This is a genomic window from Acinetobacter sp. BZX-2 (assembly GCF_055179795.1).
This window is the reverse complement of record NZ_CM143686.1, coordinates 203,827-229,852: the sequence shown is the minus strand read 5'-3', so window position 1 is coordinate 229,852 and position 26,026 is coordinate 203,827. Positions and strand designations below refer to the sequence as shown.

Annotated in this window: 19 protein-coding genes; 7 read left to right on the top strand and 12 right to left on the bottom strand. The window is 38.9% G+C overall.

Annotated elements, in window-relative coordinates; genetic code table 11:
- Window positions 1–152: 152 nt before the first annotated feature.
- On the bottom strand, window positions 153–923 hold the full coding sequence (blaOXA, locus tag ACY45D_RS01035; RefSeq protein ID WP_463109391.1) for a class D beta-lactamase: 771 nt from the start codon (window positions 921–923) through the stop codon (window positions 153–155).
- Between the two features lie 966 nt (window positions 924–1,889).
- Between blaOXA and omp33-36 the strand changes: the two genes are divergently transcribed.
- Window positions 1,890–2,786: a porin Omp33-36 gene (gene omp33-36 / locus ACY45D_RS01030; protein ID WP_463108074.1), complete on the top strand. Its 897-nt coding sequence runs from the start codon at window positions 1,890–1,892 to the stop codon at window positions 2,784–2,786.
- Between the two features lie 348 nt (window positions 2,787–3,134).
- Here the strand turns inward: omp33-36 and ACY45D_RS01025 are convergent, their stop codons facing one another.
- The 4 genes from ACY45D_RS01025 to ACY45D_RS01010 form a co-directional block, all read right to left on the bottom strand.
- On the bottom strand, window positions 3,135–5,102 hold the full coding sequence (locus ACY45D_RS01025) for a BCCT family transporter (RefSeq protein ID WP_463108073.1): 1,968 nt from the start codon (window positions 5,100–5,102) through the stop codon (window positions 3,135–3,137).
- 163 nt (window positions 5,103–5,265) lie between these two features.
- Window positions 5,266–5,946: an ion channel gene (locus tag ACY45D_RS01020; RefSeq protein ID WP_463108072.1), complete on the bottom strand. Its 681-nt coding sequence runs from the start codon at window positions 5,944–5,946 to the stop codon at window positions 5,266–5,268.
- A 240-nt stretch (window positions 5,947–6,186) separates the two neighbouring features.
- The gene (locus tag ACY45D_RS01015; protein ID WP_463108071.1) at window positions 6,187–7,902 is read right to left on the bottom strand and encodes a cation acetate symporter; all 1,716 of its coding nucleotides are present in this window, start codon (window positions 7,900–7,902) and stop codon (window positions 6,187–6,189) included.
- 1 nt (window position 7,903) lies between these two features.
- Window positions 7,904–8,239, bottom strand: a complete 336-nt coding sequence (locus tag ACY45D_RS01010) for a DUF485 domain-containing protein (RefSeq protein ID WP_463108070.1) — start codon at window positions 8,237–8,239, stop codon at window positions 7,904–7,906.
- A 184-nt stretch (window positions 8,240–8,423) separates the two neighbouring features.
- On the opposite strand from ACY45D_RS01010, the gene ACY45D_RS01005 reads away from it, so the two are divergent.
- Both ACY45D_RS01005 and ACY45D_RS01000 read left to right on the top strand, forming a co-directional pair.
- A complete protein-coding gene (locus ACY45D_RS01005; RefSeq protein WP_463108069.1) occupies window positions 8,424–11,915 on the top strand; it encodes a hybrid sensor histidine kinase/response regulator in 3,492 nt (1,163 codons plus the stop codon).
- A gap of 420 nt (window positions 11,916–12,335) precedes the next feature.
- A complete protein-coding gene (locus tag ACY45D_RS01000) occupies window positions 12,336–13,103 on the top strand; it encodes a hypothetical protein (protein WP_463108068.1) in 768 nt (255 codons plus the stop codon).
- 85 nt (window positions 13,104–13,188) lie between these two features.
- On the opposite strand, the gene ACY45D_RS00995 is transcribed toward ACY45D_RS01000, so the two are convergent.
- Complete coding sequence (locus tag ACY45D_RS00995) at window positions 13,189–13,842, bottom strand: response regulator (protein ID WP_463108067.1); 654 nt, start codon at window positions 13,840–13,842, stop codon at window positions 13,189–13,191.
- A gap of 378 nt (window positions 13,843–14,220) precedes the next feature.
- Here ACY45D_RS00995 and msuE point away from each other — a divergent pair, with 378 nt between their 5' ends.
- Complete coding sequence (gene msuE / locus ACY45D_RS00990) at window positions 14,221–14,958, top strand: FMN reductase (RefSeq protein WP_463108066.1); 738 nt, start codon at window positions 14,221–14,223, stop codon at window positions 14,956–14,958.
- Window positions 14,959–15,234: 276 nt separating this feature from the next.
- Entirely contained in the window at window positions 15,235–16,272 is a 1,038-nt protein-coding gene (locus ACY45D_RS00985; protein ID WP_463108065.1) for a S66 family peptidase, read from the top strand.
- A 109-nt stretch (window positions 16,273–16,381) separates the two neighbouring features.
- Here ACY45D_RS00985 and acs read toward each other — a convergent pair whose 3' ends face one another.
- Window positions 16,382–18,325: an acetate--CoA ligase gene (gene acs / locus ACY45D_RS00980; RefSeq protein WP_463108064.1), complete on the bottom strand. Its 1,944-nt coding sequence runs from the start codon at window positions 18,323–18,325 to the stop codon at window positions 16,382–16,384.
- A gap of 517 nt (window positions 18,326–18,842) precedes the next feature.
- On the opposite strand from acs, the gene ACY45D_RS00975 reads away from it, so the two are divergent.
- Entirely contained in the window at window positions 18,843–19,814 is a 972-nt protein-coding gene (locus tag ACY45D_RS00975) for a mechanosensitive ion channel family protein (RefSeq protein ID WP_463108063.1), read from the top strand.
- On the opposite strand, the gene ACY45D_RS00970 is transcribed toward ACY45D_RS00975, so the two are convergent.
- From ACY45D_RS00970 to prfB, 5 genes are all read right to left on the bottom strand, one after another.
- Window positions 19,797–20,510, bottom strand: a complete 714-nt coding sequence (locus tag ACY45D_RS00970) for a 16S rRNA (uracil(1498)-N(3))-methyltransferase (protein WP_463108062.1) — start codon at window positions 20,508–20,510, stop codon at window positions 19,797–19,799. The two genes, ACY45D_RS00975 and ACY45D_RS00970, sit on opposite strands and share 18 nt — an antisense overlap.
- Before the next feature lie 285 nt (window positions 20,511–20,795).
- Entirely contained in the window at window positions 20,796–22,076 is a 1,281-nt protein-coding gene (locus tag ACY45D_RS00965) for a 3-deoxy-D-manno-octulosonic acid transferase (protein ID WP_463108061.1), read from the bottom strand.
- A gap of 184 nt (window positions 22,077–22,260) precedes the next feature.
- Window positions 22,261–23,346, bottom strand: coding sequence for an alkene reductase (locus tag ACY45D_RS00960; RefSeq protein WP_463108060.1), 1,086 nt, complete (start codon window positions 23,344–23,346; stop codon window positions 22,261–22,263).
- A gap of 54 nt (window positions 23,347–23,400) precedes the next feature.
- Window positions 23,401–23,700: an ArsR/SmtB family transcription factor gene (locus tag ACY45D_RS00955; protein WP_463108059.1), complete on the bottom strand. Its 300-nt coding sequence runs from the start codon at window positions 23,698–23,700 to the stop codon at window positions 23,401–23,403.
- A gap of 155 nt (window positions 23,701–23,855) precedes the next feature.
- Window positions 23,856–24,951, bottom strand: a protein-coding gene (gene prfB, locus ACY45D_RS00950) for a peptide chain release factor 2 (protein WP_138920256.1) whose coding sequence is annotated in 2 segments (ribosomal slippage) — window positions 23,856–24,878 and window positions 24,880–24,951 — 1,095 coding nt in all. Because the reading frame shifts where the segments join, the coding sequence is not laid out codon by codon here.
- A 185-nt stretch (window positions 24,952–25,136) separates the two neighbouring features.
- Here prfB and ACY45D_RS00945 point away from each other — a divergent pair.
- Window positions 25,137–25,994 (top strand): putative porin, encoded by an 858-nt coding sequence (locus ACY45D_RS00945; protein ID WP_463108058.1) that lies wholly within the window; start codon window positions 25,137–25,139, stop codon window positions 25,992–25,994.
- Window positions 25,995–26,026 lie beyond the last annotated feature (32 nt).

Here is a 26,026-nt window from a genome sequence, read left to right as displayed (position 1 = left end):
GACATAAGAAATTAACATTTTACATATAAATAGAATGTGCATAGAATGGAAAAACAAACAGAGATATTGAATTAAATATCACTATTTGAAAATGTATACCCTTTTATGCCCAGTTACCCCCAATAAACTGGGCATTTTTTTTAACTTTAAAACTATCTTAAATAATAGAACAATCCCAATTTATCTAATATATCCAATGTCAGTTGCTTTCTTTGAGCAGGATCATCGTCTGGATGCATTTGCATATTCAAAGCAAAAGCAGTCACTTTTCCATTCGGCTGTTCCACCCAACCTGTATACCAACCGACCTGCGGTTCAAGGTCCATTCCCCAACCACTTTTGGCATAAAGTTTGGTTTCACCACGGCTTTCGATATACAACATCTGTTTCACCTGTTGTTGTACGACTGGCTCAAAAGCCAATTGCTTCGTCGCCAATTGATAGGCAAATCGTGCTTCTTGCTCAGGTGTAATCTTTAATGGTCCAACCAACCAAAAGTTGTCAACTTGCGTTCCGATTTGAGCATTTCCAAAATCAAGTCTTTTGACTTCTTTTTGCATCAAATCTAAACCAATGCGCCTTGCAAGCGCTTGATATACAGGAACTGCCGAAGCTTGCATCGCTTCAGCCAAGGTCATGTCTTTTTCCCATGTCGGAAATAAACGCTTTTCACCTTCCCATTTAAAAACTTCTGTATCGCTTGTCTTATGATGCTGTAAGCCAATTAGTGCATTCAGCATTTTAAATGTCGATGCTGGAATATATTGCGTTTTTGCCCTGCTTAAATCGTTGCCATAGCTTTTAAAATGCGAACCGTCATAAGTGACAAAAACCGCTTGCGTATGCACTTCATTAAATAAGGAAGGAATTTGCTGTTGCCGTTCAGAAAGCGGACTTGCATGACTAGATCTTGAATCATACATACAACCTGAAAACATCAGACTCATGAGTATGGTGCATATACATAGCTGGATTCTACGTTTCATTGCTATAAGCGGCTCTGATGAATAAATGCTTATATTCTTATCTTATTCACAAAAATTAACGCTATGTTTTGTATTTTTTTAAGATTATATGTAATCAAACATTTACTTTTGCATCATAATGATGCAAAATGCACTTAATTAGGGCAATTTAGTTTTATTTATCAGCAAAAATAGCTGAATTTTCCTCAGATTTTGGCGAAGAATCCCAGATTTGAATAAAATCTGGGATTTTTTTATAATAAAAATCATATAATTATTACCATTATAAAAATTCTAAATATATTCAACACATGCCATTAAGAATGATGAATAGACCTTGATTTGTCTGTTAAACGATCATTTTATAGGCAAAAAAAAGCTCAACTTTGGGGAAAGTTGAGCATATAAACTTTGAAACTCGGAGAAAATTCTCTTTATACCAGTGAACCTTCTTGATCAATTATGTGAAATATATCCAACTTTGTAAAGGTGATTAAACAAATAAATACTGAATTAATTATCGATATTTTAAATTATTTAGATTTAATTATCATTTTTGTCATTTTATATACAATCACTCACTTATTGTGCCTAAAATATAGAGAAATATCATGAATGATTATCATTAAATAACAGTTATAATTGTTAATACCGATTGATATCTAAAAAATAAACAATAAAACTAATCTTAAAATTTTATTTTTTGTCATCATTTTTTAACTAAATGTAGTTTAGAACGATTTTACTTGGTTGTTATGATTGATTTTTTTATAGGTTGACTTCAAATGATCTGAATGTCTATTTTTCAACCACACTTTTTCTTGGAATTTTTCAAGTGCTCAATGTCCTTAAACATCATTGACTTAATATCTTGTTACAATACAATGCCGTGTGTTTCACCAATTTATCCTCTTGGAAAAGATTATGAAAAAACTCGGTTTAGCCACTGCTCTATTATTAGCCATGACCGGCGCTCAAGCATACCAATTCGAAGTTCAAGGTCAATCAGAGTACATCGATACGACTGTAAATGACAAAGACTTCACTGGTGGTCTTCAAGGTACTTTCTACTTCAAAGATGTTGACTCTTCAAAAGGTCCATTGGCTGAAGCGGCGTTCTTAAACCAAGCATCTAACGTATCTTTAGCGTATAACTACGGTGAATTAGGTTCAAATGGTATCGACGTTATTGCACATAACTACGGTGCAAAAGCAGAAGCTTACCTTCCTACACCATACGTACCTGTATACGCTAGTGCTTCTTATAGCCATACTATTCTTGACAGCAAAAACGACAATGCTTCTGATGATCAAGGCGATCGTTATACATTAGAGTTTGGTGCTTTAGCAACAAACAACTTCTTAGTTGCTGTTGGTTATACAAGCGCTGCTGACCAAGCTGCTATCGATGCATTCAACGTTATGGGTAACGGCGTTGCTAAAGCAACTGCTGAAGCTGCAACGATTGGCGAAGACCAAGATGCGATCACTGCACGTACTAAATACGTTGGTGGTATCGATGGCACAAACATGGCTGTTGGTTTTGAATCTGGCATTATCTATGGTGATGCTACTGCATACCAATTGAAAACAGATTTATATTTAAATCCTAAACTAAGCGTTGGTGCTTCTTATGCTGCTTCTAGCTACGAAGGTACACCTGATTCAGCTTGGGGTGCAAATGTAAACTACTTCATCACTCCTGCAATTGCTGTAGGTGCGAGCTATGTAAATGCAAACTACCAAGCAAACAAAGGCGAAGCTGTTGATTTTGCTGGTGATACGCAAACTGTTGGCGTAAATGCTAAATTCCGTTTCTAAATCATTAGAAATTGAATAAAAATTTGTTATCGATCTTTTTAAACAATATAAAATCCTATTGAGATCATCAATAATTTTATATTTAGGATAGATTGATAAGAAAGACCCAGCTGAATTCAGTTGGGTCTTTTCTTTTATGTGTCTTATCTTAAAAATACATTTCAGATATGAACTTTTAAAAGTAATGTTCACATATTCGATCAATCTTATTTTTCGACCGAACTGCTGTAATTAAATCGTTAAGTAGAAAGAACATTGCTTGTAGATGGATATTGTCCCAAATCATTCAATCGCCAAAAGCGAAGAAGGCTCAATACTTTTGAGGATTGAATGCGCTATAAAATAAATTTAATTTCTCACGATATTTAAGAAATATAAATGGCGTTCATATTGGTCGATAATATCCTGTAGCAAGTCTTCCTGTGTCCATTCCATAACATCATAATTCTGCCCGCCCTCTTTTAAAAAGACTTCTGCTTGATAAAAATCATCATGCTCTTGATGTTGCTCATTCATCATAAAACTAGGCGCTACCGTTTTTCGTGCAATCACTTTGTAAATAAAATTAAACTCATCATGATGATCCACACTCAACTGAACACCATCTTCTACATGGTTAATGATGACATTCAAATCACGGCGTTTAAATTCAAAACGTACACTTTCAAAAGCTTGAATAACATCATGTTGAATATAGTGCTGCACTTCTAGCAAACTATGTGGATAGTGCATGATTAGGCCTAAACGCTGTTGCCAACTTCGTGGGTTTTGCACAGCTCTCGGGGTGATCCTTGCTTCTTGCAAAGCCTGCATTTTGGTCACATCTAAACGTAAAGCTTTGAGTAATCCCCAACACAGTAACAACATGATCAATGTAAATGGCAAAGCACTCATCATCGTGGCAGATTGCAGTGCGCCCAAACCACCAACCATCAAAAGAATGATTGATAATACAGCCATTAACGCTGTCCAAAACAAACGTTGCCATATCGGTGAATGTTCAGTTTTAGCCGTTAAATAATCTGCAACTAAAGCACCTGAGTCAGCAGAAGTGACAAAAAATAGCATCACCAAAACGGTCGCAATTAGGCTAGAAATACCTGCAAATGGCAGATGAGTTAAAAACTCAAATAATGCAACAGATGAATCTTTTTGTACTGCGTCGATCAGCCCGACTTGCCCTTGCTCAAGAATACTGAATAATGCAGCATTGCCCATGAAACCCATCCAAATCAGAGTAAAACCTGTAGGAATAAGTAACACACCAACAATAAACTCACGAATCGTGCGTCCTTTCGACACTCGAGCGATAAACATGCCAACAAATGGTGACCAAGAAATCCACCATGCCCAATACATGATCGTCCAGCCACCAATCCAACCATTTGATTGATAGGCATATAAGTTGAAGGTCATTGTGAAAAGATTGGAAATATATTGCCCAGCACTTTGAATAGTGGCTTGTAGAATATAAATACTTGAACTGGCTAAGAATACAAAACCCAGGAGTAACAATGCCAAAATCAAGTTGAGCTCAGAAAGGCGTTTAATCCCTTTATCCAAACCCAGAAAAACCGATAACGATGCTAAAATACTGACAAAAATAATCAATAAAATTTGGCTAGAAATACTATTTTCCCAGCCAAATAAATAACTTAAGCCTGAATTAATTTGAGTTACACCAAAGCCTAAAGTCGTGGCCACACCGAATACTGTACCAATCGTGGCAAAAGTATCAACAGCATCTCCGATAGGGCCATAAATCCGTTGACCGATAATCGGATACAAACCCGAACGAACTTTGAGTGGCAAATGATAACGAAAGGTAAAATAAGCCAAAGTCAAACCGACAATGGCATAGATTGCCCAAGCATGCAGCCCCCAGTGAAAAAAGGTAATCCGCATCGCTTGTTGGGCAGATTGAATGGTTTGTGGGTCACCTGTAGGTGGATTGACATAATGCATAACGGGTTCTGCAACCCCAAAAAACATTAACCCGATTCCCATACCCGCAGTAAAGAGCATCGCAAACCATGATGCATTGCTATATTCAGGTTGACTATGGTCAGGCCCAAGTTTGATCTTGCCCATATCGGATACAGCAATCACAACGAGAACAATCAAAAACACAGCGACTGATAATACATAGAACCAACTAAATGACGTGGTAATCCATTGGTTCATTTGTTGAGTGATCAGCTCAAAAGCATTCGGCGCAAAAATAACAATTGCTAGAAAAAGCGCAATAATTCCAACAGTACTTAAGAAAACATTTGGATTGACATTCGCAAACCAAGTTGCTTTTTTGGAAGGCATATTTCCCCCAGTTTTTATATTCAACGGACAGACTTTTAAAGTCGAAAAGGCATTCACAGGTGTGAAAAAAGACGAACCCTGTAGAACAGCGATTGGGTTCGAGGTCTATTATAATTTGAATGACAATTTTCAGCAGTTTAGTAAATGTAACAAGACCACAACACTACTGTTTAGGTCGAATGTCTATATATTGCAGAGCAACCATGCGCGAGACAATCAAAGCAAAATACATCACGCCACAAAACATTTGTAGCATCGCAATCACTCGTGCCGCAGGTGCGATGGGCATCAAATCGGATAACCCTGTTGCAGACTGCAAACTAAAACTCAGGAATAAAAGATCTAACCATGTTTGATAATCTGCAACATGGTTTGGATTTTGGAAACTTTGTGGAACAAGCAGTTGGCAAATGCTATATAAAAAAGCAAATCCCCATGAGATTAATGTAAAAACAGCGCCCGCTGCAAACAACTCATCTTTGGTCAGATAACGGTCTGCAAACATATAACGAATCAAACCATAAGCCGCACAAAAATAAGCTGCTGCCTCAAAGCAATGCGTAAAGACCTGTAAAGTGATTGAATGAAACCCGATTAACATCAAAAAAGATAAGAAAAAAGCACCCGTCACAAAGGTTAAACCCAATACGGTATAGGTCGGTGTTTGGCGAATCACTTTGGCAATAATTAATAATGCCAAGACCCCTAATAGCCATGTGAGAATTTGATAGCTTCGACTGTCGTTGATATAGATAGATAAGATTAGGATCAACAATTGCACCAATAACAACCATGCTGAGGGTAGTAATTTAAAGCCTTGCCAAAATTCGATCACTGGACGCATATTTTTAGATTCTGTTTGTTTTTATCGTTTAAGAAACTAACACATTTGGCAAACGACATGAATCATTTTAATTGTAGTTTGTGATAGAAATAATGAACCACCTAACTCTGTGCACGAGTATCTATGAATCTCCGCATGATTTCCTCTATACGAACCCATTCAACGCCTATAACAAAACTACATGCATAAAAAAACACCTCCGAAGAGGTGCTTTTAGAGTTTGATATTGTGATATTTCAATTAGTGATCTGAAGCACCAGAGATACCAATACCTGTTTGTGAACGAACATATTGTGCATCAAATGCTTTACGCTCAGCTTCAGCACGTGCTGATTTATCCGTCACAGAGAAGAACCAGCAACAGAAGAATGCAAGCGGCATAGCGAAGATCGCAGGGCCATTGAACGGGTTAATTGGTGTATCAGAGATTTTTAATGTATCTACCCAAACTGCTTTAGATAAGATAATTAACGTGACTGCTGTTAATAGACCTGCTAGACCGCCAATCACTGCGCCACGCGTTGTTAAACCTTTCCAGAACATTGAAAGTACAAGGACTGGGAAGTTGGCACATGCAGCAACAGAGAACGCTAGACCAACCATGAATGCAACGTTTTGCTTTTCGAACAAGATCCCTAAGATCATTGCAAAAATAGCTAAACCTAAAGTTGCAATCTTAGACATACGTAATTCAGATTCAGGAGTCGTTTGACCTTTCTTAAATACGTTTGCATACAAGTCATGAGAGATTGCTGAAGCACCTGACAATGTCAAACCTGCAACAACTGCAAGAATTGTCGCGAATGCAACTGCTGAAATGAAGCCCATGAACAAATCACCGCCAACAGCATCAGACAAGTGAACTGCAGCCATGTTATTACCACCAACAAGTTCTAACTTGCCAGTGACTGCCATTTTAGCAACGTCAATAAATTGTGGGTTGTTTGATACGAAAAGGATCGCACCGAAACCGATAATGAAAGTTAATAAGTAGAAATAACCAATAAAACCTGTTGCAACAACAACTGATTTACGTGCTTCTTTCGCATCTTTTACAGTAAAGAAACGCATCAGAATATGTGGTAAACCTGCTGTACCGAACATCAATGCAAGACCTAAAGATAATGCATCTAATGGATTAGCAGCTAATTTACCTGGCCCCATGATGTGGCTTGCTTCATCAATACTAATCTCATGTACTTTTGCAAAGACATCAATAGATTGTCTAAACATTTCAGAGAAGCTATAACCTACAGAATGCATCACCATGAACGCCATGAATGTCGCACCTGAAAGCAACATCACTGCTTTAATGATCTGTACCCAAGTTGTCGCTAACATACCACCGAAGATGACATAAGCCATCATCAAAAGACCAACAATCACAACAGCGATGTTATAGTTCAAACCAAATAATAATTTGATTAACTGACCTGCACCTACCATCTGCGCAATCAGATAGAAAGCGACTACAACTAGTGAGCTGATTGCTGCAAGTGTACGTACTGGTTTTTCTTCCAAGCGGAATGAAACCACGTCTGATAAGTTATATTTACCTAAGTTACGTAAACGTTCAGCAACCAAGAACAATACGATCGGCCAACCGACCATGAAACCAAGTGAATAAAGCAAGCCATCAAAGCCTGAGCTAAACACCATTGCAGAAATACCGAGGAACGATGCTGCTGACATATAGTCACCCGCGATCGCTAAACCATTTTGGAAACCTGAAATACCACCACCAGCAGTATAGAAGTCCTGCGTACTTGTGGTTTGTTTTGCTGCCCACTTGGTGATAAATAATGTTAAGCCAACAAAGATGGCAAACATGATAATCGCATGCCAGTTGGTTGCTTGTTGCTCTGCTGCACCCAAATCTGGACTTGCTTGAGCAAGCGTAGAAAATAGCGCAGTAGACGCTAGAGCTGCTTTAGTTTTTAAAGAGTTCCATTTCATCTTAGTGCAGTCCTTTTTCATGTGCGATCGCTTCGACTTCTGCCATTGCATCTTCAGTCAATTGATCCAAATTATTATTGGCAATATATGAATACACACCACATAGAACGAAAGAAAGAACAATGATCCCTAAACCTAAAGGAATCCCCCAAGTGGTCACGCCACCTGCAGAAACTGTTGTTAATAAAAATTCTTTGTTGTAGCCAACTAAAAGCATAAATCCAACATAAACAAACAACATTATTGCAGTTAGTGTCCAGCTTAATTTACTTTTCTTAGCAACCATTTCTTTGAATTTTGGATTGCGTAGAATCGCATCTACCTGTCTCTCATCCATAACCATACTCCTTGTATAAGCGACCAGAACGCGGCTGCTTTTTTAATCATTTTTTACAAGGCTAAAAGTAACAATGTTGTAGGGTTCTCGTAACTTAGACTTTGGTCGTTAAATTTTGATCAAAATGGATGAGTCAGTTGATTGATGCGTTATGATAGAGCCAGATTTTTATACGCTCGTTCTTATGAATAGTTGGTTAATTATAGGGGTTCTGGCCCTTTACATCTTAATTCTCTTCGTTTGTGCCTTCTTTGGGGAAAAGCATGCAAGTCGATTAGGTACACGCGGAAGAATGCTTCTCTTTAGTCTAACATTGGGGGTTTATTGCTCATCTTGGACATTTTATGGAGCAACTGGCGCTGCGGTACGTGAAGGGATTATTTTTCTTCCAATCTATTTAGGACCACTGTTATTCGTTTGGCTTGGCTATGATATTTGGCGACGTTTAGGACGAGTACGTCAGCATCATGCGATTTCATCGATTGCCGACTTTGTTGCCGCTCGCTATGGTAAAAGCGGAACACTGGCATCTTTAGTGACCATACTTGCTGTAATTGCAATTATTCCCTATCTCGCTTTGCAACTCCGTGCGATTGCACTGAGTGCATCGGTCATGCTAGATCACAACACCCAAGTGCTATCGACCACAACCAACGGGGTATTGGCATTAACTGCTGTACTCGCCATACTAGCGATGATCTTTGGTACACGACAAATTGCCAATACAGAACAGCATGGCGGTTTAATGCTCGCTGTGGCTTTCGAATCTTTTGTTAAATTATTTGCCTTACTCTGTGTCGCATTTTTCTTTATTTTTGATCACCCTGAAAATATTATCCAAATTTCACACGACGTACAAAAAACATTCCATGAAGTACAACTATTTGGTGTACCAGACACCTTTTGGATTCAAACACTTTTAGCCGCACTTGCGATTATTTGTTTACCACGACAGTTCCATGTCGCTGTGGTGGAATTACGTGATGAAAAGCATATTCGTGGCGCACGCCGCTGGTTTGCAGCCTATCTCATTCTAACCATTATTGCCATCATTCCAATTGCCAGCTGGGCTTTACATGCTGCACCCAAATATTTAACTATTCCTGACGTTGCAGTTTTATCATTACCCATCAGTTATGACCAAAATTGGCTGTCACTTTTGGCATTTCTTGGAGGCTTCTCAGCCTCAACAGGCATGTTACTGGTTTCCTCGGTCGCATTATCAATCATGCTCAGTAATGACTTGATCATGCCTGCTTTATGGAAATTTAGGCTGTTATCACGTCACGACAAACGCTTACCTCAAGTACTGAAATTCACACGTCGGGTGTGTATTTTAGCCGTGATGTTACTTGGCTTTTTATTCTTCCATTTCTTTAATGATATCGATCAGTTATCAACTTTTGGTTTATTGGCATTCAGTGCGGTTGCACAATTTTCACCTGCTTTAATTGGAGGCTTATATTGGCGTGGAGGTAGCCGTCAAGGTGTCTATGCAGGTTTAGTGGTGGGTTATATTGTTTGGACTTACACCCTGTTACTGCCGACGATTTTGCGCAGTTTACCGATCGAATATAGCCAGTTTGCCCATGAATTTTTGATGTATGGCCCACTTGGCATCGAATGGCTCAGACCTGAGGCTTTATTAGGTTTTGAATCTTTTGCCCCACTTACACATGGCGTGATATGGGCATTGGGTTTAAATATTATGCTTTATATTTGGGTTTCTCGAATTTACCGACCGAGTATTGCAGAACAAATCCAAGCTGAAAGTTTCTTCTACTATGAAACCAAGCCCTTACCTGCGCAAAGTACATCGACAGATATTAATTACTTACATCATGACGTAGCCAAACTAAAAGTCGGTGATCTGATTGCACTGGCAAAACGCATTACAGGTGAAGGGCCAACCAACCATGCATTTCGTCAATTCTGTACCATGAATAATGTGGTTATGAATGAAAATAGCAGTGCCAATGGCATGTGGTGGCGATTTACAGAACAATATTTGGCAGGAACAATTGGCGCAGCGTCTGCACGTACCTTACTCACCACTGCAATGGTGAATAATGGTTTGGCTTTAGGGCAAGTCGCTAATATTCTCGACCAAGCATCACAATGGCAACGTTTTAACCAAAACCTGATTATGACCATGATTGACCACATGACTCAGGGGGTCAGTGTGGTTGATGAAAATATGTGTTTGGTGGCATGGAACAATCAATATTTAAGACTTTTTGATTATCCAAAAGATTTAGTCTATGTCGGCTGTCCAATTGCCGACTTAATTCGTTATAACGCTGAACGTGGTGAATGTGGTCCAGGCTCAGTCGAAGAGCACGTCCGTAAGCGTATTCACTGGATGAAAGCAGGTAGCGCACATGAGTTTGAGCGGATCCGTAAAGATGGTCGAGTGATTCAAATGCGCGGCAACCCCATTGAAGGCGGTGGTTTTGTTACGACTTTTGCTGATATTACTGCATTCCGTGAGAATGAAGCTGTCCTTGAAGCACGCGTATCGGATCGTACTCAACAGCTTGCTAATGCTTTAACTGAACAGCAACTTGCGCGTGAGCAGGCAGATAAAGCCAATATGTCGAAAAGCCGCTTTATTGCTGCAGCAAGTCATGATTTATTACAGCCTATGCATGCTGCACGCTTATTCAGTACCGCCTTAGAACAAAGTGTCCAATCGGATGAAGACCGTAAAACACTACAACAACTTGATCGAGCACTCTATGGTGCAGAGAGTATGCTTTCTGCGCTATTGGATATTGCCCGTTTAGAAGGCGGTTCAATCCAGCCGAAACGTCAAGCATATCCTTTACACGATTTATTGAGTGATTTGGAATTACAATTTAAATCGATTGCAGCACAACGGGATATCCAATTACATGTGCATGATGCTCAATTTTGGATCGATACAGACCCTCAATGGATTCGTCGTATTATTCAAAACTTCGTCAGCAATGCCTTACGTTATACCGCACGTGGTCGTGTAATTGTCGGGGTTTTGCGTCATGCAACGCGTCCAGACTACATCCGTATCGGCGTGTGGGATACAGGCCCAGGTATTGCCGAAGAGCAACGCATTAAATTGTTCCAAGAATTTGAACGTTGTGGACATACCTCGCCTTGGGGTGAACAAGGCCTTGGACTGGGTTTGGCCATTGTTCAACGTATGACCAGCTTACTGGATTATCCTGTTCATGTTTATTCTGAACTGGGTAAAGGTTCATGTTTCATGATTGAAGTTCCAATTGTGGAAGCACCTAAAATAGTGAATGCTCCTGTACAAGCTGTACCGCTCAAAACCAAAGCGTATAAAATTTTGTGTTTGGACAATGATGAAACCATCTTGGAAGGTATGAGTACCCTACTGACAAAATGGGGCTATCAAGTCTTTAAAGCCACTGAACCTGAGCAAGCTTTTGAAATTATTCAGCAAGAAAATATTCAAGTGTGGCTGGTTGATCAGCACTTAAACGATGGAAAAGCGGGTTTAGACTTTATGATCAAGCATCGTCAAGAAAATGTGCCTATGGCACTGATCACTGCTGACTCAGATCCTGAATTGCCACAACGTGTTAAAGACTTAAATGTAGTCTTACTGAAAAAACCACTTAAACCTGCGTCATTACGCGCTTGGTTATCAGGGTTGAAGATTTCTAAGTAATGCCGAGTGAGTTCTTCACAACTCAATCAACTTTATAGAATGTTTTGAAACATTTAGAACCTCCATGAAAACTGTTTATGGAGGTTTTTTTTAAGTGAAATAGCAATTTTTTCCCAACTCTATGCAAAAGCATTCAAAAACCACTCAGAATATAAGAGATTGATTGACCAAAAATTTCAAAAGCGGGTTTTCTATGGCAAAGAAGATCAAAATAGTAACTATACACCTGTATACTTAGTTACAAATTCACAATACATTGATTTATAAAAATAAAAATAAAAATTTAACAACACATACAACTTTAGTCGTATTCATATTGCATCTTAAATAATTCAAGAATTGAAACATCATAAAACCACGCTTTGATATGCAGGGATGCAGTGTTGATGCGTCATCCATTTTTTTAATAGGATTTGAACCATGAATATTTCAGAAGCTGTTCCACATGGAATTCATCAAACTCAACAATTCCATCGTCAATATGGTGCCAACGCCATGTTGCCTACAATCGATTGGCAAGATATTTTCAAGCAAACCAAATTACAAGATGCACAACTCCAAGCGCTAAATACTATTTATCAAAGTGCTGTTCCTTTAGCATTACAGGTTTTTGAAGAATTAAAATTTGATGTATTTGCTCCTGCTGCATTTCATCCACAAGGTTTAGGGCTTTTTGACAAGTTAGCGCAACAAGAAGAGCAGTTTGTGCAACGCTTAGAAGATGAGTGCGATTGCTTAAGCGACGAAGTACGTCATCAAATGTGGAGCATGTTACTGCGTGGTGGCGCAGTACTGGTGTTTAAAGCATGGTTAGGGAAAGTAAAATCGAGTCAAGACACCCTAGACATGACACAGTTTGATGAGCTATCTGACTTACTCTTCATCAAAACATCGCCAACAACCTTAGCGCATCGTTTAAATGTAGATCCGCAAGCAGATTATGATCATATCTTTTTGATGTATGGTAATGATGTGTTCCTAGATCGTTTTAATAGCTTAGAAACAGCAGCTTTATTTGTAGATTTAGGCGTATATGATGCAGCTTTTTTAAGCCTTCGTGATGACCGTGTTGCGGACTATTTAAAATCTAAAGGCTATGTCACCCAAGACCAAATTGATGACTTAAAATGTGCATTAAACCCATTAGGCTGTCCTGATCTTGTGTCTAAACAAGACTGTTTGGCTTAACATTCAATAAAAGCGAATCATAAAAAAAGACCTTCATTTTGAATGAAGGTCTTTTTTTATGTCACTAAATTTCTAGATTTAAAAATTAAACTTTCTTTTCTTCAATATTCAATGCATTGATCGCCAATACCGCTTGAGTACGATTTTGCACACCGAGTTTACGGAAAATCGCAGTGACATGTGCTTTGATGGTCGCTTCGGAAACTTCTAACTCGTATGCAATCTGTTTATTCAGTAAACCTTCAGCAACCATCATCAATACACGGAACTGTTGCGGTGTCAGTGACTGAATACGTTCTGCCAAAGCCGTTTCATCTGCAGCCCGTGGATCAAAATTCATATTGGCTGTTGGTAAATTGGGTGGTAACCAAATATCACCTTCTAAAACTTGACGAATCGCCTCACCAATATGGCTCGGATGTGCAGATTTAGGGATATAACCCATCGCACCATGTGCAATCGCACGCTGAATAATCGAAGCGTCTTCATGCGCTGAAACCACAATAATGGGCAACGAAGGATATTGCGCACGAACATGTACCAATGCAGAGAAACCTGACGCACCCGGCAGATTTAAATCCAACAAGACAAGGTCTGGTTCTGGACCATTTTCCAAGCGTTCATAAAATTCATTTACAGCCGCAGTTTCACTGATTTGAGCCTGTGGCAAACTATAACGAACCGCCTGAATTAACGCATGGCGAAACAGTGGATGATCATCAACGATTAAAATATTCATAAGCGAAGCGAGAGATCTCTAGCACAGTTCTTTCATTCTAACCGCACTATTGCTATTTAAGATACGTAAATATTAACGATTTTTTGGATAATTTGTTTGCTTTGATTAAAATTCCCTAAAAAAATTAAGCTATTTATCGAATTTATGATTTAAATATCACTTTTAAATATAAAATAAAGATATAAAAATGAATTACTTATTTAATTTTATAATATATTTTAGCTTCAAATACTTAAAAGATTTATATGATAATTATTGCATCTAATTTTGATTTATATCAAAAACTGATAACCAATCTGTTTTTGCTTATTTTACAGCATATCCTGCGATGTAGATTAATAAATGGTATTCCGAGATTAACTTGATTAGGTTGCCAGTATGTCTATTTTCACCCAACAAAAACCCTTGAATATCGTTGCTGTTTCAGGGGGGTTAAATAATCCATCCAAGACAGAAAGTCTGGTTCAAGCGATTCTTGATGAGCTGGGTCAAGCCACTCCGATTCATGTGCATTTTATTAAATTCAGTGAAATTGGACAGCTTTTGGGAGGAGCGATTTACCGCAATCAACTTCCGCAACGTGTGCAAGACGATTTAGCTGCGGTTGAAGCGGCAGATGCATTAATCGTCGGTACACCTGTTTACCGTGCTTCATTTACAGGCTTATTTAAGCATTTCTTTGACTTTGTTGAGCAAACCGCTTTGGTTGATGTTCCTGTACTGCTTGCTGCCTCTGGTGGTAGTGACCGCCATGCCTTAGTTCTAGAGCATCAATTGCGCCCTTTATTTAGCTTTTTCCAAGCACAGACCTTACCGATTGGCGTTTATGCAACCGATCGTGATTTCACGCCTGAATACACCATTAAAAGTGAACATATTCAAGACCGTATTACTTTAGCTGTCGCACGTGCTTTACCGATTTTAGAATGGGCACCTGCTAAAGGACAACGTGCTGAGGTTGTAAAAGCCAAAACTGAACAAGCCAATCAAAACTTAGGTATTAACAAACAGATTGAACAAGATGAAGTGCTTCCTTCTGCAGCAGTACCAAGTTTAGACGCTGCTGAAAATCGTTTACATGCCAAAGTCAAAACACCACAGTCTCAGGTTGCCTAGTCATTATTAGTCGTCAGCAATGTAAAACAACAATAAATAATTAAAACGCTTAGAAACTTTCCTTCTTGACTCGGCTTGAAGGATTTTTTTTATTTGAAAATGATCAAATTGCTGGTTTTTCCACCTTTATCTGGTTTATTTTAAGCTTTAAATAGAGCGCTTAACTTTATCATTTTATTGTACTAATTACGGAAAATTACTTAACCCATTCTCTTTAATCATCCTTTACAAAGAAGTCCTTAAAAGGATTAAAACGAAAAAGGTTTAAAACAAAATATGCAAATACGTTTCCCATCCAAGTTAGTCGCAGGGGATTTAATTGCGATCACTGCACCATCCACAGGTGTTCCACCGTCATTACATCCTCGCTTAGATCTTGCGATCAAAATGCTTGAACAAAAAGGTTTCCGAGTAATCGAAGGAAATTGCTTGCGTGCTGTATATAAAAATAAAAGTGCCGATAAAAAATTACGTGCAGAAGAATTAAAGTGTTTCCTCACTAACCCAGAAGTTAAGGCAATTATGCCACCTTGGGGCGGCGAGTTAGCTATGGAGTTGCTCGAACTGATTGACTTTGAAGAAGTCGCCAAACTCGAGCCAAAATGGTTTTCGGGATTTTCTGACCTCAGTACCTTACATGTCCCCATGACGACCATTTCAGGTTGGGCGACTTTGCATGGGCCGAATTTAATGGAACTCGCTGCTGAACCACTAGACTCAATGACGCAAAAAATATGGGAAGTCCTCACCAGTGATAGAGAAACGGTGCTGACTCAACAATCTTCATCGTTTTATCAGGAACAAGAGAATGATTGGCAGGAAAATCCAAAAGCAGGTTTGAATCTCACAGCAGCTACTCAATGGAAACGTCTAGATGGTAAAAGCACTCCTATAGATTTCAAAGGGCGTTTAATTGGTGGATGTTTAGAAACGATTTCGAGATTGGCAGGAACTAAATTTGCTAATCTCCCCCAGTTTTATCAACAACATGAAAATGATGGTGTCATTCTGTATTTTGAAAGTTCCGAATTAAAAGCTTGTGAACTTTCAAGAACCTTACTCAGTCTTAAAATGCATGGTTGGTTTGATCATATTTCGGGATTACTTATCGGTAGAAATATGGCAACTGAAATAATAGATTCCACCCAATTAAATTCCTTTGATGCGCTTCATTCGGTCTTAAGTTATCTCGATATACCTGTTTTGTATGATGTGGATATCGGCCATGTTCCTCCACAATTATCCTTAGTCAATGGAGCGATTGCACACGTCAAATTTAATGAAAATGGCAGTACGATTTCGCAGTATTTATGAACTTTATCTTGTCCTAAAAATGTAATAACTAAAATTTAAAGGACTTTCAGCCAATAAAAAACCCAATCAAATTTGATTGGGTTTTAACAAGATCATTCCATTTATTGGGTTAACTATTTGCTTTAACCTCAGCAATCAGTTGATCTACCACACTTGGATCGGCCAATGTAGACGTATCGCCTAAACTATCCAATTCAGCTGCCGCAATCTTTCTTAAAATACGACGCATGATTTTCCCTGAACGAGTTTTCGGTAAAGCAGGTGCCCAATAAATTGCATCAGGTGTTGCAACAGGGCCTAATACCTTCCGAACCCAAGCGACTAATTCCTTACGTAACTCTTCAGTCTCAGCCTCTCCCGCTTGTAAAGTGACATAGGCAGCGATACCTTGTCCTTTAATCTCATGCGGCATACCCACCACAGCTGATTCAGCAACTTTTTCGTGTGCAACCAAGGCACTTTCAATCTCAGCTGTACCTAAGCGGTGCCCTGAAACATTCAGGACATCATCTACACGCCCTGTGATCCAGTAATAGCCATCCTTATCTCGTCGTGCACCATCACCTGTAAAATACGTTCCCGGATAAGTTGAAAAATAAGCTTCAATAAACCGCTCAGGATCTCCCCAAATTGTACGCATTTGTCCCGGCCAAGAATCTTTAATAATCAGATTTCCTTCCGCAGCACCTTCCAACTCTTGACCATCAGCATCGACTAAAGCAGGCTGAATACCAAAAAATGGACGTGTTGCCGAACCTGGTTTCAAAGGTGTTGCACCTGGCAGTGGAGAAATAAGAATACCGCCAGTTTCAGTTTGCCACCATGTATCTACAATCGGACAACGGCTTTCACCCACCACGGTATAGTACCAATTCCACGCTTCAGGGTTAATCGGCTCACCCACTGAACCCAATAGACGCAAACTACTGCGATCACTTTCTCGTACAAAAGCATCGCCTTCTCGCATCATGGCGCGAATTGCTGTTGGTGCTGTATAGAGAATGGTCACATTATGTTTATCCACAATATGTCCTGTACGTGCCCATGTTGGGTACTGTGGAATACCTTCAGACATCACCGTTGTTGTACCATTTGATAATGGCCCATACAGCACATAGGAATGCCCTGTAATCCAGCCTACATCTGCCGTACACCAAAATACATCATCTTGTTTAATATCAAATACTTCACGAAATGTGGTATTCACATACGTTAAATAACCGCCTGTGCTATGTAACACCCCTTTTGGCTTACCTGTAGAGCCTGAAGTATAAAGAATGAATAATGGGTCTTCTGCATTCATTGCTTCGGGTGGGCAGATGTCTGTAACTGTCATGATTTCCATGTGATACCACAAATCACGACCGTCTTTCATCGTAATTGGATGCCCTGTACGGTGCACCACAATCATTTTCTCAACAGAAGACGTTCCATCAAGTGCTAAAGCCGCATCAACATTTTCTTTGAGTGGAATGGTTTTTCCACCACGCATCCCTTGATCCGTAGTAATCACCAACTTCGCTTGGCTATCATCTATACGACTTGCCAAAGAGTCTGGCGAGAAACCGCCAAAAACTACACAATGCGCAGCACCTATACGCGTACATGCCAACATCGCAATTGCAGCTTCTGGAATCATTGGCATATACAAAATAACGCGGTCACCTTTCCCAATTCCATTCTTTTTCAAGACATTGGCAAAACGACAGACTTCATCATGTAATTCTTCAAATGAAATGATCTTATGACGGGATGGATGATCACCTTCCCAAATGATTGCAGGTTTGAGTGGATGTTCTTTTAAATGACGATCTAAACAGTTAGCACTGACATTAAGCTCACCATCTGCGAACCATTCTATTTTAAAGTTGTCTTTGTCATAGCTTGTATTTTTGACTTGAGTGAATGGTTTCATCCACTCCAACTTTTTTGCAGCTTCTGCCCAAAATTGATTTGGATCATCTACTGACTGTTGGTAACGCTCAAAATACTGTTGTTCATTGGTTCTTGCTGTTTTAACAAATTGTTCAGGAACTGGATAAATTTCATTCATGGTTCTACTTCCTTGATTTGCCATCTCATCACGAGATATATGCCTACGTTCTTGATTTTATTACTTGCATGTACTCAGTATTACGATAGCGCATTTTGTATAACAATTGTGCTTTGGTCGTAGACGCAAAGTTCACTTTAGCTATCGTAATATATTGAGTCATTTGCAAAAACATTCGTTTTTTCAATATTTATGCAGTTTTTTTGATCTTATAATGACTAGAACAAAGTGCCTATGACTTTTTTCAGAAAAAAACATTTTCTTACTGAACACGTCAAACTGACTCATAACACCACACTAACTTAAGAATTTTTAATATTCTTCTCAATGCTTATATTTATACGCGTTTTGCACTTTTTTTTATCAATCTGATCTACATCTCGATGCGGATTACATGGGCGAATGTGATTATTTTATATCTCAACTTATTACACTTGAACTCATAAAATCTGTAATCAAAGCTTAACTTCTTTAAAATTTCAGGCAAAATACGCAGATCATTTCATTGGACATTACTGTGGCTGAAGAAGCAAATAAATTAAGCGAAGTCGCTCAAGATACGACTCAGTTGCTCCATACTGCAGGTGAGAAAACTGCCAAAACAGTCATTGAACACACTGCAAAATATAACGATGCTTATACCACCATCGACAAAATTATGGATGGTTTTTGGGAACGTGTTCCTTATTTTTGTATCGCTCTGGTTGTTTTACTGATCTTTTGGTTACTGTCTAAAGTATTTAAATTCTTTGTCCGTAAAACATTAGAAAACCGCTCATATACTCGCCAAAATTTGGTTTTGGTGTTAAACCGTGTCGGTAGTAGTTTTATTATCTTCTTTGGTTTTCTGATTGCAATGGTCATCGCGATCCCTGGTTTTACTCCGGGTCAGTTGATGAGTGCTTTAGGTATCGGCTCAGTCGCGATCGGTTTTGCATTCAAAGATATTTTCCAAAATATGCTTTCAGGTGTACTGATTCTATTAGGTGAACCCTTCAAAATTGGCGATGACATCATTGTCAATAATATGGAAGGCACCGTTGAAGATATTCAAATTCGTGCAACATTCCTACGCTCACCTGATGGTCGTCGTATTGTGATTCCAAATGCAACGGTTTATACCAGTGCTGTGACTGTGAATACGGCTTATCAACGTCGTCGTTGTGAGTTTATTGTTGGCATAGGCTATGAAGACGATGTACAAAAGGCGAAAAATATTATTTTAGAACTACTAGACAAAGATAGTAGCATTCTAAGCCAACCGGGTTTCAGCGTGAATGTCACTGCTTTAGCTGATTTCTCAGTCAATTTAAAAGTGCAATGGTGGGTAAATACCACTGAAACATCGACTTCGGCATCGATTAGCAAAATTCAAGAAATGGTTGTTCATTCTTTTGCTGAAAATAATGTGTCAATTCCTTATCCCGTACAAGAAGTTAAAATTTATCGTGGTGAAAATGCTGAAGAAGAATCAGCCCGTGCTAAATAATCTTCCTAACACATAAGGAATCACCGTTTCAGTACGAATAATACGGTTGCCTAAGCTCACAGCTTGGCAGCCGTTTTTTACAAGTAAATCAATCTCATAAGGGATAAAACCACCTTCTGGCCCGATCACCACGGTGCATGGATGATCAATCGCAAAAGGCATACTTAGTTCCGCATAAGGATGCGCCACATAGGCTGGAGATTGTGTTGTAATGAATGTTGGAAGAATGTCTTCAGTAAATGGTTTAAAGCGTTTATATAGCTCAATTTTAGGTGCGATTGTATCGCCGGCTTGCTCTAAACCTAACGTGACAAAATGATCAAGCTGTTGCAAAAAAGGCGTTTGCCAATAACTTTTATCAACCCGATAACTGTGGATAAGGATCAACTTATCCACACCCAACGTCACAGCATCCATGATTAAACGGCGTAAAACCTTTGGTCGGGGCAATGCCACAACTAAAGTTACAGGTAATTTTTGAGGTACGATTTCTTCTTGAATCGGTCTAATTTGGATAGAGCTTTCTGTAATGTGAATAATTTCTGTTAGATAACGTTTTCCATTACGAATACCAACTCTAAGCGTATCGCCAACTTGAATATCTACATGGGTTTTTAAATGCTCAATTTGTCTTTTGGCACTAATCGTCCAGATTTCGGATAAGGTTTGACGTTGGTCTAGCAAGACGATATTCATAAGAAAATTTTCTAATCCTGTTTTATGTACAATAATAAAATAGACGAATGAAGTTAGAAATTTTGATGAGCGTGCTATCGCGTTAGGCGACATGGATGCCGCCGTTGGACAAGGGCGATAAGGATATCCCTTTGTCCAACAAAGGATTTTTGTTACTTTTCATCCCTGAAAAGTAAGGCACCGCCTACACAAACAACTTAAAAAACTTCAATATAAATTGTGGCCGTGCAAACCAATTAAATTTCTCATTGCTTTATATTCAATTTTATAAAATCACATACGAAATTATAAATACCCATCAATCACAGCAATATGCTTCTGCAAAGAACCCTTATTACGATTCAAAACTTCTATTGCATGCTGACTCAACTGCTGTGCAAAATTTGCATCTTCCAAACAACGTACCAATAACTCAACAACCTCATCTGTTGTTAATCCAACCCTTACTGCATCCGCTTGTAAAAACTCATCAACAATCACTTGAAAGTTAAAATAGTTTGGGCCAATAATGGTCGGTACATCCAAAACCATCGGTTCTAAAATATTATGTCCACCACCCGGTTCATTCAACGAACCACCGACAAAACATGCTTGGCTAATCGCATACCAAAGCCACATTTCCCCCATACTATCAGCCAAATAAACTTGAGTATCTGATTGAATCGATTGATTTAAACTACGTCTTTGACTATTTAAATTCAGACGCTGTGCAATATGAAACACTTCATCAAAACGTTCAGGGTGACGTGGCACGACAATACATAGCCAATCTGGATGCTGATCTAAATAAGGTTTTAAGCTGGTTAATAACTTTTCTTCTTCAGGAGAATGCGTACTGGCAATGGTGATGATTTTACGTGAATTTAAATTCCAATCTTGTTTTAACTGTTCAGCTTTGTGAATGAATTGCTCAGGTGCTGCAATATCAAACTTAATACTACCCACCACTTCTGTACGACTACTTTCAATTCCAAGGTCAATAAAACGTTGCTGCGTCGCCAAATCTTGCGCCAATAATCGATCTAAATTTTGCAACATTGGACGTGTCAAACTCGGTACTTTTGCATAGCCTTTGGCTGATTTCTCCGAAAGACGTGCATTCACCAAAATACACGGCACCTTAAACTGTTTGGCTTGATCAATTAAATTTGGCCAAAGCTCAGTTTCGACCAATATCAATAATTTAGGTTGATATTTTTGATAAAAATCCGCAATTAAATACTGCTGATCCGCAGGTAAATAGACCGCTTGAAACAATGCTTCATAAGGTGCTTTGAGAAATAGTGATTTGGAACGTGCTTGCCCAGTCTTGGTGGTATTGGTAACGAGAACACGATGACCTAATTTTAAATAATGCTCAATCAGCGGCTGTGCTGCATTGGTTTCACCAAAAGAAACACAATGAAACCAAATGGTTTGTATATTTTTAGGCGTTTGAAATGGGCCAAAACGTTCTAGGCATTCTTGTTGATATTGCTGCATATTCTGTGCACGCTTTTTTATTCGCCATTTATACAACGGTTTGACGATTGCAAGCGCTGCGTTATACCAAAAAGGAGTAGCCAAGCAAAATGCCCCAAAATAAATTCAATCGGCAAATATAACAGAGCCGTATTCAGTTGTTAATGAATAATGTTGTTAGTGAATATTTTTAAAATGAATCCATCAAAAATAAAGCTGTATTCATTCTTAAACAAATACAGCTTTTACATCACAGCAAAACATTCAATAAAACAGTAAAACTGTAAGTTTAGGCAGATAGCTCACTTTCAGACATTTCTGCCAAAGTTGGATAATCAATATAGCCTTCCGCAGTCTGCGAACCGATCATATTTTCAAACACCAATTCATTCAAAGGTGCATCAGCAACTAAACGCTCAAACAAATCAGGATTGGCAATATAAGCCTTACCAAAAGACACTGCATCTGCTTGACCCGTAGCCAATAAGTCAATCGCCTCTTCACGGCTTAAACGCATATTGGCAATATATGGCACACCACCAGAGCGAGCTTTCATATAATCACTGATGCTATCATCTGCCAAATATTCACGAGTAAAGAAGAAAGCAATTTTACGTTTGCCCAATTCTTCCAATGCATAACCAAAGGTTTCACGTGGATCAGCATCACCCATATCATGCTCATCACCACGTGGTGCTAAATGGACACCAACACGTCCTGCACCCCAAACCTCGATTAAAGCATCAACCACTTCAAGAAGGAAACGTGCACGATTTTCTACAGAACCACCGTACTCATCTTCACGCTGATTGGTTGAACTTTGTAAAAATTGATCGATCAAATAACCATTGGCAGCATGCAATTCTACGCCATCAAATCCAGCGGATTTGGCATTAATTGCAGCTTGTTTAAATTGTTGGATAATCTGGTGAATTTCAGCAACTTCTAATGGACGAGGTACCACATATTCACGTTTCGGACGGAGTAAACTCACATGTCCAGCTTGTTGCACAGCACTTGCCGAAACAGGTATTTCTCCATCGAGTAAATCAGGGTGTGAAACACGACCCACATGCCATAACTGCGCGACGATTAGGCCCTGTTTTTCATGTACTGCTTGAGTGACTTCTTTCCATCCCTCAACTTGTGTATCGGTAAACAGTCCCGGTGTATTTAAATAACCATTGGCTTCTTCAGAGATAACGGTCGCTTCAGAAATGATTAAACCTGCACTGGCACGCTGCGCATAGTATTCAGCCATCATTGCTGTTGGTACACGATCATCGGTTGCACGACTACGTGTTAAAGGAGCCATCACCACGCGATTTTTAAGTTTTAAATCGCCAAGAATCAGGGGAGAAATCAGTTCAGCCATGTTAACCTCATGACTCACTTTTCCATTCTATAAATATTAAATAGTGAAAAGGATTTAAAGTGAGTTGTGTAGATATTCAATATATTGCTGAATTAAAGCTTCATTGCGAGAAAAATATGACCATTGACCATATTTTTCTGCCTGAATTAAACCTGCCTGTTGTAATACAGATAAATGATTAGACATCGTTGACTGAGAGACATTACCGAGTTTTTCGATATTCCCTGCACAGACACCACGATTAAAGCCACCGCATTGCTCTTCCGATAAAAACTGTTGTGGATTTTTCAACCACTCCAATATTTGTCGTCGAGTCGGATTTGCCAATGCTTTAAAAATTAAATCAATATCCATCTTAGACACATTCAATAAAAGTGCAAAGCTCTGTTCAGCATCTTGAATACACTATATCGTATTTTTTCGATTATTATATCGAATATTTTAGATATTAATGTAACTAGCTGTTAAAGCTTTGCTTTTGTTAAGTATTTAATTTACAAACTTAAGGCTTATAGGCCTTGTTTTAAGCTTGCTTCAATAAACTTATCTAAGTCACCGTCCAATACAGCACCTGTATTTGAACTTTCTACACTGGTACGTAAGTCTTTGATACGAGAGTCATCCAAAACATAGGAACGGATTTGGCTGCCCCACCCAATATCAGACTTAGTGTCTTCAAGTGCTTTAGCTGCATCATTACGTTTTTGCATCTCTAATTCATAGAGTTTGGCACGTAACTGCTTCCAAGCATGGTCACGGTTCGCATGTTGTGAACGCTGGTTCTGACAAGCCACCACAATACCTGTTGGTGCATGCGTTAAACGCACTGCTGAATCGGTTTTGTTAATATGCTGACCACCTGCACCAGACGCACGATAAGTATCGGTACGTACATCCGCAGGATTAATATCAATTTCAATATTGTCATCGACTTCAGGCGATACAAATACCGCTGAGAATGATGTATGACGACGGTTACCTGAGTCAAACGGCGACTTACGAACTAGACGATGTACACCTGATTCTGTACGCAACCATCCATAAGCATATTCACCTTCAACACGAATGGTTGCCGATTTAATCCCTGCCACATCACCGTCTGATTCTTCCATCAATTCAGCTTTGAAACCATGACGCTCAATCCAACGCATATACATACGCAGTAGCATTGAAGCCCAATCTTGTGCTTCTGTACCACCTGAACCCGCTTGGATTTCGACATAGCATGGATTTGGATCCATCGGATTACTAAACATACGACGGAATTCAAGTTTTGCTAATTCTTCTTCACTTGAATCAAGCTCAGCTTGCACATCAGCCAACAAGCTTTCATCATCAGCCTCGACTGCCAAATCAAGCATTGCTTTGGCATCTTCAAGTTGATTGGCTAAGCCTTCTAGCACATTGATGACATTTTCAAGTTCACCCTTTTCTTTGGCCATCGCCTGCGCGCGGCTTTGGTCATTCCAAATGGCAGGGTCTTCTAACTCGCGGAGAACCTCTTCTAAACGCTCTTTCTTCAGATCGTAGTCAAAGATACCCCCGTAGTGTTAGACCACGGTCATTTAAGTCTTTTAGCTGGTTTAAATAAGGATTAATTTCCACGAGTTTTAATCTCACATTTGACGTCTTTTAATTCGGCAATATTCTACCACAGTGCAGAAAAAGTTGAGATATTGCATTTTTATTTAACAAAACAATTGACCGAACTGTATTTTTTGTGAACAATGGCTCATTATTTTTAAAAACCATTAAACAATAGACAACAATAACCCTTCCATGAGGATTCTATGAAACGTTCTTTTCTTGCTTTGCTCTTAACAGCAATGACCAGCTCAAGCTTTGCCTACATTGCGCAAATCGATGCAGGTTATACCTATACAAATCATGATGATGACTACACAGATTCTGACAACCAACTCAATCTGCTTGGCACATTTTATTTCGCACCTGTGCAATCTAAACAAGGCCCTTTAAATGAAGGTGCTTATTTAACGCATGCCAGTAATGTATACGGCGCATACGATTATACCGAACTTAAAAGTGACCGTTATACCATAGCAGATCAAATGGGCTCTACTGGCACCCAAAAAGATGAATTTCAAAATCATAATTTTGTCGTTGGTTTAGAATATTTTTATGAACAATTCTATTTTAATGCTGATATCGGAATGAATCATGAAAAATACCAAGAGAAAGAACAATTCTCTTATGGTTCTGACTACAATAAAGATGAATACGATCGTACCAATTATCGTGCTTTAGTCGGCTACATGCCGATGAGTAATTTATTGCTTGCTGTTGGTGTAGACGGTTATAACGGCGATGATGAAGACGATGAAGATAATGCTGTTGCACTCAAAGCGAAATACGTCTTCCCCGTAGGCAATGCTGACCAATATATCAATTTAGAAGCAGATGGCGTATTTGGTGATGAAGATAACATCACTGTTGGCGGAGATTATTATTTTAATAAAGCTTTTAGCTTAGGTGCTGCTTATAACTTTGAAGACAATGGCGATGACGATGTAGATTATTTTTCTATTCGTAGCAAATACTTCTTAAATGATATGTTTGCAGTCGGCGGTGCTATTGGTTTTGGTGACGATGTACAAGCATTTAATGTTAATGGAACATTACGTTTCTAATTTTTTGACACTTCAATAGCATAAATTCTAAA